This is a genomic window from Methanofastidiosum sp. (genome assembly GCA_020854815.1).
Lineage (GTDB): Archaea > Methanobacteriota_B > Thermococci > Methanofastidiosales > Methanofastidiosaceae > Methanofastidiosum.
In genome coordinates, this window is sequence record JAHKLW010000022.1 from 1 (window position 1) to 13,477 (window position 13,477).

Annotated in this window: 16 protein-coding genes; 7 read left to right on the forward strand and 9 right to left on the reverse strand. The window is 34.8% G+C overall.

Annotated elements, in window-relative coordinates; translation table 11 throughout:
* The 6 genes from KO464_02400 to KO464_02425 form a co-directional block, all read right to left on the reverse strand.
* The coding region (locus tag KO464_02400) for a hypothetical protein (protein MCC7572222.1) at window positions 1-1,780 on the reverse strand (1,780 nt) is incomplete at its 3' end.
* Window positions 1,781-1,975: 195 nt separating this feature from the next.
* On the reverse strand, window positions 1,976-3,418 hold the full coding sequence (gene sepS, locus KO464_02405; protein ID MCC7572223.1) for an O-phosphoserine--tRNA ligase: 1,443 nt from the start codon (window positions 3,416-3,418) through the stop codon (window positions 1,976-1,978).
* Window positions 3,411-3,830, reverse strand: coding sequence for a hypothetical protein (locus KO464_02410; protein MCC7572224.1), 420 nt, complete (start codon window positions 3,828-3,830; stop codon window positions 3,411-3,413). Before KO464_02410 ends, sepS begins: the two co-directional genes overlap by 8 nt.
* Before the next feature lie 49 nt (window positions 3,831-3,879).
* Entirely contained in the window at window positions 3,880-4,788 is a 909-nt protein-coding gene (twy1, locus tag KO464_02415; protein ID MCC7572225.1) for a 4-demethylwyosine synthase TYW1, read from the reverse strand.
* Window positions 4,730-5,794 (reverse strand): DHH family phosphoesterase, encoded by a 1,065-nt coding sequence (locus KO464_02420; GenBank protein ID MCC7572226.1) that lies wholly within the window; start codon window positions 5,792-5,794, stop codon window positions 4,730-4,732. Before KO464_02420 ends, twy1 begins: the two co-directional genes overlap by 59 nt.
* A 29-nt stretch (window positions 5,795-5,823) precedes the next feature.
* Window positions 5,824-6,141, reverse strand: a complete 318-nt coding sequence (locus KO464_02425) for a prefoldin subunit beta (GenBank protein MCC7572227.1) — start codon at window positions 6,139-6,141, stop codon at window positions 5,824-5,826.
* A 137-nt stretch (window positions 6,142-6,278) separates the two neighbouring features.
* Here KO464_02425 and KO464_02430 point away from each other — a divergent pair, with 137 nt between their 5' ends.
* The 4 genes from KO464_02430 (at window position 6,279) to KO464_02445 (ending at window position 8,781) form a co-directional block, all read left to right on the forward strand.
* Entirely contained in the window at window positions 6,279-6,830 is a 552-nt protein-coding gene (locus KO464_02430; GenBank protein MCC7572228.1) for a nicotinamide-nucleotide adenylyltransferase, read from the forward strand.
* Window positions 6,831-6,918: 88 nt separating this feature from the next.
* Window positions 6,919-7,398 carry an energy-coupled thiamine transporter ThiT gene (gene thiT / locus KO464_02435; protein ID MCC7572229.1) on the forward strand — a complete coding sequence of 160 codons (480 nt, stop codon included), beginning with the start codon at window positions 6,919-6,921 and terminating at the stop codon, window positions 7,396-7,398.
* The gene (locus tag KO464_02440; protein ID MCC7572230.1) at window positions 7,385-8,014 is read left to right on the forward strand and encodes a thiamine diphosphokinase; all 630 of its coding nucleotides are present in this window, start codon (window positions 7,385-7,387) and stop codon (window positions 8,012-8,014) included. Before thiT ends, KO464_02440 begins: the two co-directional genes overlap by 14 nt.
* A 23-nt stretch (window positions 8,015-8,037) precedes the next feature.
* On the forward strand, window positions 8,038-8,781 hold the full coding sequence (locus KO464_02445) for a HesA/MoeB/ThiF family protein (GenBank protein ID MCC7572231.1): 744 nt from the start codon (window positions 8,038-8,040) through the stop codon (window positions 8,779-8,781).
* A 4-nt stretch (window positions 8,782-8,785) separates the two neighbouring features.
* Here KO464_02445 and KO464_02450 read toward each other — a convergent pair whose 3' ends face one another.
* A complete protein-coding gene (locus KO464_02450; GenBank protein ID MCC7572232.1) occupies window positions 8,786-9,490 on the reverse strand; it encodes a hypothetical protein in 705 nt (234 codons plus the stop codon).
* A gap of 83 nt (window positions 9,491-9,573) precedes the next feature.
* Here KO464_02450 and KO464_02455 point away from each other — a divergent pair, with 83 nt between their 5' ends.
* The gene (locus KO464_02455) at window positions 9,574-10,329 is read left to right on the forward strand and encodes a DUF1624 domain-containing protein (protein MCC7572233.1); all 756 of its coding nucleotides are present in this window, start codon (window positions 9,574-9,576) and stop codon (window positions 10,327-10,329) included.
* Between the two features lie 6 nt (window positions 10,330-10,335).
* Here KO464_02455 and KO464_02460 read toward each other — a convergent pair whose 3' ends face one another.
* On the reverse strand, window positions 10,336-11,028 hold the full coding sequence (locus tag KO464_02460; protein ID MCC7572234.1) for an MBL fold metallo-hydrolase: 693 nt from the start codon (window positions 11,026-11,028) through the stop codon (window positions 10,336-10,338).
* 62 nt (window positions 11,029-11,090) lie between these two features.
* On the opposite strand from KO464_02460, the gene KO464_02465 reads away from it, so the two are divergent.
* Together KO464_02465 and KO464_02470 are read left to right on the forward strand one after the other, a co-directional pair.
* Window positions 11,091-11,447 carry a hypothetical protein gene (locus KO464_02465; protein ID MCC7572235.1) on the forward strand — a complete coding sequence of 119 codons (357 nt, stop codon included), beginning with the start codon at window positions 11,091-11,093 and terminating at the stop codon, window positions 11,445-11,447.
* A gap of 69 nt (window positions 11,448-11,516) precedes the next feature.
* The gene (locus tag KO464_02470; GenBank protein ID MCC7572236.1) at window positions 11,517-12,134 is read left to right on the forward strand and encodes a flavodoxin family protein; all 618 of its coding nucleotides are present in this window, start codon (window positions 11,517-11,519) and stop codon (window positions 12,132-12,134) included.
* Window positions 12,135-12,267: 133 nt separating this feature from the next.
* Here KO464_02470 and KO464_02475 read toward each other — a convergent pair whose 3' ends face one another.
* Window positions 12,268-13,413, reverse strand: a complete 1,146-nt coding sequence (locus KO464_02475) for a hypothetical protein (GenBank protein ID MCC7572237.1) — start codon at window positions 13,411-13,413, stop codon at window positions 12,268-12,270.
* Between the last annotated feature and the right edge of the window lie 64 nt (window positions 13,414-13,477).

The following is a 13,477-nucleotide window of genomic DNA, read 5'->3' on the forward strand; positions in this document are numbered from 1 at the left end:
CAGTAACTCCTCCATGAGCTGGGTTTGTCACGATTGAAAATGTGAGACTATCGCCGTCTATATCAGAGGCGTTAAGCTTGCCAGACTTAGGAGTGTCTTCTATTACTACAAGAGCCCCATCGAATGTTACTGGTGGATTATCTCTAGCAGTCATCTTCCACCATGTTGAGTTTGTCTCTCCCAAAGGATCTCTAACTAAAAGGCCAAAATACCAATCTTTTTCTCCGTTCCCTCTCAAATCATCTGTAATTGAAAAATTAGCATATGCAGATTGCCATGTTTGATTGTAATCAGGAGAAGTCCATAAATTTTCGAAAGTTTGACTTACCAGCCAAACTGTTTGAACTTCATCCCCATTTGGATCTCCATTATCCTTTCCTTTCATTGTGAAGAGATAACTAAGTCCGTTATCCTCATCATAAATATAACTAGAATTGGTATCCGTCCCTCCTATTGAGAATATAGTCGGGGCATTTGGAGGTTTATTATTTGCTACAATAAATCCTCCCAAATGTTGGTCGCTTAACTTAGTTATTACACAAATTTCAGGATCACATATTGAAAGACTTAAATCGTATTCTCCATCTGGAACAGTAGTGCTATCCCAACTAAAAGATGTTAAAGTTGTATTTTCCACTAAAGTAGTTTCGGTTCCATCACGAGTTAAAACTAATTTATAAGTCAATGGATCATTGTTAGCATCTGTCGCAGGCAACCATTCTATTAATATTTGTCCACTATAAGCCCCCAATTCTGGGTTTGGAGATGTAAATATCGTTTTAGAGGGCGGTAAGTTAGGAAGTGGCGTATAAAAGAATTCATATGAGTCTGAAGTTGTTCCCGAAGTATTTGTTGCATTTATATCTATTTTTACCCCATCGATAATGTTTACTCTTCTAGCTATGTGGACATGGACATCGGGACTTCCTACTTGAACAGATGGAGCGTTCCAATTTGAAGAGGGAAATCTATTGGCAGTATACCACGCTTGAGTAGTATATAAATTTTCATTGTGATATTTTAAATCCCATCCTCTTTGTTCAGGTTCCGCATCGTTGTATAGGATTATCCAAAAGTCATCAGAAACATCAAGTCCTCCTATCTTTCCGTTCGTGTCTGTCTTCAAAGGTATTAAGAAGTGAGAGGAATTTGTTGTGTGGTTGTGATTAAAACTATCAGTTCTCAAGATGCTTCCTACATAATAACTATTGGATTTAGTTCTCCATTCACTTTGGAAATATGAAGTAGTTTCTCCTTTTCCAATAACGTATATATCTATAGGTGCTGAAGTACTATAGGTTCGTGGAACTGCATTGAATTCTATCCAAACACTCATATTTGTATCCATTTGAAAAGGGTTAACAAAATGAAATAACTGATAATTATGTCTACGTAGCAACATGCTAGAGGGTGTATTATACCATGTTGTGTCCGAAGTTGTAAAGAATACCTCTGGATATATGTTGTCAGGATAAATGTATTCTTTTTTCCAAATGTCGCCACTTGCCCAAGTCATGTCAAATTCCAAAGGTTCGCTTGCGCATACACCGTCTATATAATAATCCCAACAATCATTTCCAGATTCGCCATTAATTGCTGTGACCTTTATTTTTACTGTGTCGGCATTTGTAATGTTTGCTTCTACTGTATATCTCCCAAAATAAGATATATCTAACTCAGGAGAAATTTTCAAATCATTTATTGTAGGCGTATCCGATCCAGCGACTATATTTAATCCCACTATAATAGTTAACAGAGTAACAAAGATTATTTTTTTCATTAGTATCCTCTTAATTATTACATACAAGCGAGAGTAATCGTTGTAAAATTAATATTGTATGGATGGTCAAAGTTTATAAATATTTCGTTAATCTCTCCCCATTGGATAGTCGCCACAAATAAATTAGAAAAATTAAAAGCTTTAGAACTGATATAGTCTAAACAATCAAAAAAATTCAAAGAAAGAATATAAAAATTATTGTATCTTCCACTTTACAGTTGTAAATACCGGACCTCTAATATCTATCTTACCTTTACCCCTTAGGTACTGGTGAATGTATGTCGGAAGGGATATATTGATATCAGAAATGCTTCTGACTATAGGGATTCTTTCTTCGTACTCTCCCTGTTCTTTGGTCGCCTCTATTTTTGAAACAACTTTTCTAAAGAAAGCCTCAAGATATGAAATTTTGGTATCAACGCCATTCTTTATTATATTTAGGGAATTTGGATCTGTTGAATCTTGAAGTATTCCAACCATGACTTTTTCTAAGACATAAATCTGATTGAATCCTGCAGGCCCAATTAATTTAGTATTTTCCTCAGGTTCTACAATCATTACCTCTATTTTTCTGCCCAGAAAATCTCCTTTGTAAGAAGTAAAGTCGCATGGTGATTGTGCATCTTTGTTTTGCCGTGCAGTTTCAATTAAAGCCTTCAATAATTTTTCTCCGTCTGATGTTTTAATATCCTGAACAAACTCAATAGATTTTGCAATATCTTGATCGGAAAAGTCAATTTTGTAAAACTGTGGATATATCAGCTCACGAATATCATTTACTCCGCTTCGGATCATAGATATTCTTTCTGCACCTTGCCCAATATTTAAGACATCATACGGGATTTTGTATTTCTTCAAGACTTCCGCGGAATATAATCCAAAGTCAGCAATCTCTATCCAGTCCCCTAATTTAATAAACGCTTCATGCTCAGTTCCAGCTTCATAGTAACTTGCACTTCTTTTTTTGACCTTGAATTTGACTTTGTCGAAGCCAAGTCTTTCTGTGAAATTTGTTACAATTTCTTTTCCTAATTCGGGAGATATTTCTTTGTCCATGACAACACATGATGCAGAGAAGTGGCTTCTAAGATGTGTCTGGTCTTCTCGCTGCTCACGTCTGAAACATCTGTCAATTGAAAATAATTTTAATGGAAGTTCACTCCTACCAGCAAGAGCTTGTAGAGTAATAAACCATCCGGAAGTCATATGAGACCTTAAAGTGAGATTTGTAGGAACTGGAATTAATTCTTTAAACTCTTTGAAAAGGTCCAATACTTTTTCAGCCGCTTCAAATTCAATTCCCAGGCCTTTGGATATTGCTTCAACAAAGTCGTCACCTTCTATAGTACCTCTCTTATAATCTTGTAGAGTTCTTTCAAGATTTCTGCTCCTTCTTTCGTCTAGTTCTACATAATTAGATATCTTATCTTTGACTTCCTTTGAGAGGCCAACGTTTGGTCTTGGAAGTCCAGCTAGGTAATATACCCTATCAAGTATGGCAGGAGTCTCTGAACCCCACTGTCTGTACATATCATCATCAGTTATGAAAAGAGGATTGAAAACCTCATCAAAATCAAGATCAAGATAAATGTTCCTAAGAATGGATATTGTTTCTTCTAAAACATGTGGCTTACCCATAAACTAGCCCCTCTCCCGGATCAACTTCTCTCTTTGGTGAAACTGAAGGCATGGAAACAGGGGATGGAACGTTTATATCATTAGAAACGCCTACCGCCTCAACAAAACATCTGTATAGTATTGCATTGTGAATAAAAAGATATTTGCCAGTATCAAGCTTCTTTTTCTCTTTCCATTCATTAAATAGTTCTTCTTTTTCAGGGCCATCGTAAATAAAAACGCCTTCAATTTTAATTGAGCAAACATTGGGGCTATAATTGCAGCAGAAAACAAATTCTATGAAAATATTGTTATTATTGCTGAAATACGCATCTGTTAAGGTTAAGTTGCTTGAAATATTAACAGATGGCGATCCTTCATCGACTCTGATAAATCTTTTGGCTTCAATGCCAGTTAAAATTACGCCCCCCATAATACCATCCAAAAGTATGAGATATTATATATAAGATTAACTTATTTAATCAATCCTTGGATAATAAGACAACTCTTGATTCTGGTGCCGAATCAATTGCCCGATACCCGGATGTTTCTTCAAATTTTTTACAGAATTCTTGTATATCCTCAAACATAGGCATGTTTTCTACTTCAAGCCTTTTTCTAGAATATCCTACAAACATGTAAGCTTTAGCCTCAATAAAATCCGGATTTGCCTTTTCTATAATTTTTGAGTATTCATCGATATCCGCCATATTATAATCCTTTACAAGTGTCAGCCTAATTATTCTCCTTTTTGTTTTAATCGTTGGTAGAACTTCCAAAGATTCATTTAGCTTTTCCCATCCATCTCTAATTTGCGGATTACATACTCTTTCATAAGTCTCTTTTGTGGGTGCTGGCAATGTGATGTAAAGGTTATCTGGATACGTATTCATTGATGAAAGCACTTCTGGAGTTGTTCCGTTTGTCACGAGGAATGTCGAGAAATTTCTTTTTCTAAATCCATCTATTAGCCCAGATAGATCAGGATAAAGCGTAGGCTCACCTGCAAGAGAAATTGCAACGTTTGTTGGATTTTCTGCTTCTTTTAATTTATTAATGTTGACCTTTTCGAGGAAGCCGTGGTATACTGAGAGTAGTTCTCTTTGTGCCTCTATGCATCCTTCAATTATAGTCTCAGGATCATCATACTTAGCGAGATTATCTTCATTGTACTCAACTGGCCGCCAACAGAACAAACACTTGTGCGTACACCAAGCAACTGAGGGGGTCATCTGGAGACACCTATGGCTTTCAATCCCATAGAATTTTTGTTTATAACAAACTCTATCTTCAGTTAAACTTTTCTTTGTCCAGTGACAGATTTTTACTGCGCTATGTTCCCCAACAATCCTGTATTTCTGCCTCTTCAGTATACTCCAAACTTTCTCCATTGCCATGGCCTCCTAGATCCTGAATAAAAAGCTCTACGCATTTTTTTAATCCTTCTTCCATGTTATTTTTACCGTTGGCCCCGGCAGCCCCTTTGTGTCCGCCACCCTCGCCACCAATTACTGGAGCTACTTGAGACATTATCTTGGCAAGATTAATTCCTTTGTCAATGACTGATTTTTTGGCCCTGCCACTTATCCTAACTTCACTTCCATTATCTGCACCAACAAATGCAACATCTGCACCTGTTGAAAGGATGGCCTTTGCTGCTAGGGCCTCACAACTCGAAACATTTGAAGTTGCAATAATAAAATCTGAAACACTATAAAGTTTCATTCTTTGATGTGCCTTTAGAATGGCTATCTTCTTTGATATATCATCTTCAACTCTTAGAAGCTCATCAACGTCTGATATATGGTACCCTCTTTTAAAAATATGAATCAAAGTTTTCAAAGTGTTTACATCAGAAAATCTCATGTGGCCCGTATCAGTAACTATTCCGGTGAGAATAGCTCGAATAATCTTATCGCAGTTTGTATTTTCTTTATCGATTAATCCTTCATCCCTCATTTTTAGCATGATGTCAAATATAATTTCGGCTGTAGAAGTCCTTTCCTTATTGATAAAATATGTGTATTTAGTTCCCTTGAATTTGTTTGTATCAAATGTTTCGTGATGATCAATTGATATTACAACTTCAGCTTTCTCAACCATGCTCTCAAAAATTCCAAGCTGCACGGGGGTAGAAGTGTCAAGTATTATCAGATTTTTATGATCTGTGGGTGCTGCGACGATAAAATCCCCAAGACTAGAAATTAGATTCTTTGACAAATTGTTTAAAGTTTCTGCCGCAATCATTATATTTTTGCCCTGGGATTTTAACAATTCCTTTAAAGCAATCGCACTCCCTATGGCATCAGGATCGGCATTTTGATGAAGAAGTATTATGTATTGATCTTGGCGCAATAAAATTTCCATTAATCTAGTATACTCTACATTACTTAACATTTATTCATTCTCAACAAATTAATCAAAGCTTAGCCTGACGTAGGTTGTCCACCTAAAGCCTTCTGAAGACTTTTCTGCATCTCTTCAAGTTTCTTCTTCACTCTATCTTCTTGTTTTTCGATAGTAGTAATCCGGATACCGATGGACTCCTTCTTCTTGTTAAGATCATCCAACATATCTGATTTTTCAGATTTTATTAGAATGCTACCAATACTCTTGTAAAGAACTGGATTTTCAGTCTTTGAAAGCTCAGTCAACGCTGCCTCTGTTTCATTCATTTCCAATTTCAAAGATTGTAATTGGCTAACTATTATCTGGTACTGACTCTGCAACTGTTGAAATTGCATTAGTTCCTGTTGTATATTTTCCGGAATATTCTGCAAAAAACATCACCTCAATATTATCTATAATCCAATCTAAAAAACAACAATTATAAACCTTTGGGTAGCATAAGTTTAAATAATCTTAAGAGAAGTGAGAATTTATGAGGGCACTATACATAGGTAGATTCCAACCATTTCACTTGGGACATCTCCATGTTGTTAAGCTTATTCTAAAATCTTCAAAGGAGATTATTATTGCGATAGGTAGTTCTCAAGTTTCACATACAGTTCAAAATCCATTCACTGCGGGAGAGCGTTTTCTTATGATCAAAAAGACATTAGAAACTGAAGGTGTTGATCTAAGACGTGTTCACATTTTACCTGTGCCTGACATTTATAGAAATGCATTGTGGGTCAAACATGTTGAAACTATTACCCCTCCTTTTGATGTAGTCTATGCAAATGAACCTGTGACAGTTCGACTGTTCAAAGAGTCTTCTTATGATGTCAGAGGGCCTGAATTCTACAACAGACCCATATATTCTGGTGAAGAGATACGAAATAGAATCTTAAACAATGGGAACTGGGAGAGTCTAGTACCTAAAGCCACAGCCGACGTTATAAAAGATATTGATGGTGTGGCAAGACTTTTTGAAATAATAAAATCTGACAAGAAAGAAACTTCGTATCAAGAGATGTCAAACTCGGTCTAGTCGATAATTTTAAATACTGTTTTATAATAAATCACAAGGTTAGGTTATGGAAAATAAAAGTATTTTTGCCGCCAGAGAGATATCTGAGATGGCAATAGCAATTGCTCTTTCAACCGTTCTTAGCTTCATCAAAGTTTTCCAGATGCCACAGGGCGGATCAATTACAGCAGGAAGCATGATTCCTATAATATTTTTAGCGCTCAGAAACAGACCCAAGGTTGCACTTACGGGGGCTATTCTTTATGGCGTTGTTCAATTTATGATTGAGCCTTTCTTTGTTCATCCGGCACAATTTCTTTTGGATTATCCCTTAGCCTTTGGTGCACTTGGTGTTGCCACTTTTTTAAAGAAATATCCTTTTGTTGGAGCAAGCATAGGTGTATCTCTAAGATTTGTTTGCCACTTTCTTTCAGGATTTATATTCTTTGGAATGTACGCTCCCGAAGGTATTAATCCAGCTTATTATTCGGCTATTTACAATGGGTCTTACTTATTGCCTGAACTTTTTGTAACAGCGATATTTATTTATATACTGTCTAAGAAGAAGTTAATAGATGCCTTCAAATAAAAGAACACTGATAATACTAAGTGAATCTGAGCCCTGTTATCTAGAAGATAGTTTTGATCTTATAGTTGCCGCAGATGGCGGATATAAGACCGCTAAAAAAATGAATCTAAATATCGATGTTCTTCTTGGAGATTTTGATTCAATTACCCCTGAAGAAATTAAAGAAGCAGAATCAAAAGGAATTAAAACTGTATCATTCCCAACTGACAAAGACAAGACCGATGGAGAGTTAGCAGTTGATTATGCTATTTCTGAAGGATCAAAAGAACTTGTAATCCTTGGCAGTTTCAAAGAAGAGCTTGATCATGCACTAGGAAATCTATTTTTACTTTTCAAGATAGACAAGGTTGGGATTAAGTCAAAGCTCCTTACCCAAGAATATGAGATCGAAATAATAACTAATGAGAAAGAATATCTCCTTGAAACAGGGCATGAATTATCCCTCATACCAGTTTCTGAAATAGTTCAAGATCTTAGTATAGAAGGCTGCAAATATAATCTCAAAAATGTAAACGTTGGAATGGGCCAAACTCTAACATTAAGGAATATTATAATTGACAAAAAGGCAAAAGTATATTTTAAAAAAGGTAAAGTTTTATCAATCCTAAAAATATAATATATTATTAATGTGGTGATCCCATAAATGAACTTTCAGAAAAAGATATTCAAAGGTATAAAAGACAGATAATACTCAAAGATTTTGGAGAGAAGTCTCAGAAAGCCCTTAAAAATTCAACTGCCACTGTATTTGGTTGTGGCGGTCTTGGGTGCCCAACTGCAACATATCTTGCAGCTGCAGGAATTGGAAAAATAAATCTAATTGATTTTCAAAAACCTGAACTCTCAAATCTTAACAGACAGATAATGCACTTTGAAAGTGATATGGGCAAAAAAGACAAATCTGTTTCACTTAAAGAAAAGCTAGAAAGATTAAACAGTTCGATAGAAATAAAATCTTTTTCTGTAGAGATTGATGAAAAAACAATTGGTAAATTCAATGACTGCGATATTTTAGTCGACTGTTTGGATAATTTTCATACAAGATACCTTTTGAATAAGTTTTCATTAAGGGAAAAAATCCCACTAGTTCATGCGGCAGTGGAGGCTTATTATGGACAAATCACAACCATTATTCCTGAGAAAACTCCTTGTATACAATGCTTATTTCCAAACATGCCAAGTAAAAAAGAGATATTTCCGATAATTGGGCCAACATGTGGGGTAGTTGGATCAATTGAAGCTATGGAAGTGATTAAAGTACTTACTGGAATTGGAGATATTCTTCAGGGAAAGCTACTTATTGTTGACTTAAAATTTATGGAATTCGAAACTATTAATTTTAAGAGAAAAGAAGATTGTTCAGTTTGTTCAAAGTATTTTTAATAGATTATGTATCCGATAAGAATCCAACTTCGATGTAGTACTGATTGCTGACACCTATCATATAAGTTCCACCTTCGTCGACAGTTAATTCATATCCCTGCATGACTTCGAAATTCTTCCATAAAGGTCCAAAATAATCGACTGTTTCGTCTTCGCTTCTCTCAAAAGGATCATCAAATTTTGTATAATACACTGTAGGAGGGTCTGTACATAATGAGGTTCTGCAGGTCACAACTGCTCTTATTAGCTGATCGCTCCTTATTGAATATACATTTGCAATTATTCCAACTTCACGAAGTCTGTATCTTGCTAATGGAACTAACTTATAGAAGAATTTTGGTGCACACCCACATTCAATAGCGCATGTTTCCTTTATACTTTCAGGGGTACAAATTCCATTAACACACTTGTAAGCCCAAAGGTCTTCACTTCTGCATTGGTCATTACATTTAATTCTTTGACATAGATCAACTACACAACCACAGTTTTCAGAGCATGGCTCGATTCTAACAAAATCAACACATTCGCCATCTACACATTTCTGACTCCATAGGTCGTTTCCTTTACAGACATCAGGGCACTCTACATTTTCACATGGGTCAGTTATTATGGGAGGTGGCTCTTCTTTAGGTTTGCTGCATCCTGAAAATAAAATAAGAACACTTATCAGTATAATTATCCCGACATTGCGTGCTCTTATTTTATCCATGAAAATCTCAATGAACTATTTCAATATAAACTTTAAGGTTAAAAGAAACTCAGTCTTATATATCTGAAATAGTGAATTTTAACATGGAAAATTCCCCCGTAAGGTTCTGGGAGATTGATGTCTTAAGAGGAATAGCTATAATAATGATGGTTTTATACCATTTAAGTTACGATCTTTATTTTCTAGGTGATTTCCCAATAAAAATATACTCGCTTTCTTGGACACTTTTCCAAAGAACGACTGCTTCCTTATTCTTGTTGTTGGTAGGCGTTTCTTTAACAATTAGCTATTCAAAAATAAAAGGAAAATATTCCAAAAAAGTGATCTTTCAAAGAAATCTGAAGAGGGGATTAAAGATATTTCTTTGGGGTGTTTTAATAACACTCTTTACATTTGTCTTTCTAGGTAATGGCATTATTCTCTTTGGCATACTCCATTTGATAGGGGTTTCCATAATAATATCCTATCCACTCCTGGATTACAAATACAAAAATCTCGGGTTAGGATTAATAATTATTATGTTAGGATTATATCTAGGAAAGTTCACATTTGACACTCCTTACTTACTCTGGTTGGGATTTGAGCCACAATCATTTTTCTCTTTTGATTATTTCCCATTGCTACCTTGGTATGGTATTGTCTTAATTGGTATTTTTTTAGGAAATTTGGCCTATTCGAATTCTAAAAGAAGATTTAACATACCTGATTTCTCAAATAATTTAATTACTAGATTATTGTCCTTTTTAGGAAAACACTCGCTGAAGATCTATCTGATTCACCAGCCGATAATAATATTGTTATTATATGCCCTTGGATTTGCAAACCTCTCCCTGCTCTGAATATGATTAAAGGTACCCTTTCGTCAAAAGTATTTTTTTAAGAACTGTAATATTGAAATGATTTCCATGAGAAGGGTATAATGTGTGTATCTCACTTTCAATTAATTTTTTCCAGCTTTGATATATCTGATTTATATCTTCCCCAAAGATTGGCTCTCCGGCCCCCAATCTGAGGGGCAGTCCATTCATAGCAAGATCCCCAATGAATGCGTCGCCTGAGTCCAAAATAACAGATATTGAACCTTTTGAATGCCCTGGTGTTGGAATAATCCTTCCATTAATTCCATAACTAATAAGGTCAAACTCAGAATCAATTATAATATCCGGTTTTAAAGGATTAAAGCTAGTATCAATTGACGAAACTTTATTCAAGAGTATTTTGCCCCAAGCGTTCAGAGGTTTTGTACTCATTTTTCCAGTTAATCCTGAATCTAAAAGTTGCAAGTCTTCTTTATGGAGAAGTATTTTTGCATCAGTTATCTTTTTTAATTCCTGAGCATTTCCAATATGATCATAATGCGCATGCGTCAATATAATTAGTCCAATATTCTTAGGGGAAATCCCATTATCTTCTAGAAAATCCAAAATTATTTTTGCTTTGCCCTTATATCCAGTATCAATAAGAATGTTAAGAGAGTTTGATTTCAAAAGATAACAATTTGTTACTCCAACTTTTATAATATTAAGATTATTTTCCACAATTTTTAATATATTGGAAAGTCTTATAAGTTTTATAGTGTATTCAAATCATAGGTGTTTATATGGAAGAAGAAATTAACAACGATGAAACAAGCGAAGACAGTCAAAAATTTCCTTTGCCAATGGGTACCATTGTCAGACTTATGAGGACACATCTCGATAAAGACAAGATGATTTCAAGAAAAGTCAAGGAAGATATGAACCTCTTTTTAGGTAAAATGATTGAAGATATATCTACAAAATTAAACGATAGTCCTTATGTCACAGTAGATGAAGTGATGTTTAGAGAGGCTGTAAAGCCATATGAAAACATGAAAGCAGTTGAGCTTGAAAAGAAAAGAATAATAAAGACTCTTGAGAAGATAAAAGCCGATTGTGATGTTTTGATAGAAGAGGTTAACAGGACTTTTAGGTTATAGATTTATTTATTTTTATTAAAAAAAATTATTATAAATTATGTATTAAAATTTTGTTAGTATCTAAAGATCATGTTGTTAAAAAAGAAAATCCTGGCAATTGGTGGAAGTCCAAGAAAGAATGGAAATACAGACTATCTTTTAGATTGTTTTATAAAATCTGCTAAGAATAGAAAAATTGATTTCAAACTTCTATATTTGAGAGACTTAGACATACATCCGTGTACTGGATGCGAAAAGTGCAGAAAAGATAAGATATGTACAAATTTTTCTGATGATATGGTAGACATATACCCACTAATTTACGAGTCTGTGGGCATGATAATTGGCGCGCCCACTCACAACTACAATGTCCCTGCATTGATGAAATCATTCATAGACAGGCTTTACTGCTTTTATGATTTTACCGATGACAGGCCAAGACAATATTCAAGTAGATTGGCCAATCAAGGTAGGCAGGCAATAATATTCGGAGTTGGTGAGCAGAAAACTATGGAAGAATTCGGTTTTACCCTTGAAGCACTTGAAATGCCTCTAAAAGCACTGGGTTATAATACAATCTTTAAACTACCTGTGCTGGGTATTTTTGATAAAGGTGCTGTTAAAAATAAAAAAGATGTAATATCAGAAGCAGAAAAAGCAGGGCTAGAAATGGCTAAGTACATTGAAAATATTAGTTTCTCAAAATGAATTTCCAATATGCATTCAAGTAGGAAGTTCAAATTCAGAAATCTTATCTTTATTAAATTTTCAAACTAAAAGGTAAACAAGACTTTAAAGCCAAGGAGAAGTTTTATTTAAAAAATTTAATAAAAATTAAATATTAAAGTATTCTTAAAATTTGCTCTAATAGCTCTTTTGCTTTTTTGAGATCATTCACTGCTTTAATGACATTGCCTGTTTTCTTGGCATTTTCAATATATTGCTGTGCTTCGTTCCATGAGCTTTTTACATTTTCAGAAACGCTGCACCCTGCACTTGAAACTCCGCTTTGCTTGCAATCTACTGGAAGCTTATTTAATATCTGTGTCTGTAAGATATTAACTGTTTTTAATCTATTATTGTAAGAAGATTTCAATTGTGAGTGAATAGCTAATTGTGAGTTATTTTGGACATGAACAGTAACTGTTGCTGTAGGTAGAGTTGAAACATCGTTTGGCATTCCCCCATACTCCACAATATAACCGTCGATATTGTTAGAATCTTTAGGAAGATCATTCCAGGATCCAGAGTAATAAAACTCTCCGTAACTTTCTCCTCCTCCACTGCCATCATTTGGTTCTTCAACATTCCAATTACAGTAGATGTAACATTCTGGCCCAATATCTGGGTGCCTTCCATAGAAAAATTTAGTGCCGGCTTCTGGACCTGTGACCCAATACCAATTATTATTCGTATCACCAGTTATGCTAGGATCATCAGTAGCCCCCATCCATGCAGAATTTTCTGTTGCGTTAACATCTTCCATTGAAGCGATGAACACATTTTCTTCTTGAGAAGTTATGGTAACAAGATATCCTTTAAGCCCATATAGAGATAGCGCTGATGCATTCGCGTTGGCATCATCCCAAGTAAAAATACCTGAAACAAAGTCATAATAGTGGCCAGTATCTATACAAAATTTATATATATTCTCGTCATTAAGAGGAACAGAGTAAGTAAATGTATCAATCCCGGACCAATTTGGATCAGGTGTATACCTTATCACGCCATTTTCTATAATGGCCGTACCATGCTTTGGTTGGCTAATCGGCCCTATGTATTTAAGTTCTGTAGTATCATTAGCCAATACATTAATCAAAACTGTACTACCTTTATCACATATGGCAGAGTCGTTTACTGCCCCTCCAGAAGCCCAAACTGAAGAAACTAAAAAGCAGGGCATAATCAAAGAAAATATTATTAGCGACGTTATTGTTTTTCTTATAGATATAATATTATTACCTCCTTGCAATACATTATATATCAATATATTATGCATTAATATATAAACTTTTTGGAAATATTAGTTATCAATAATGGTAATAAATAAC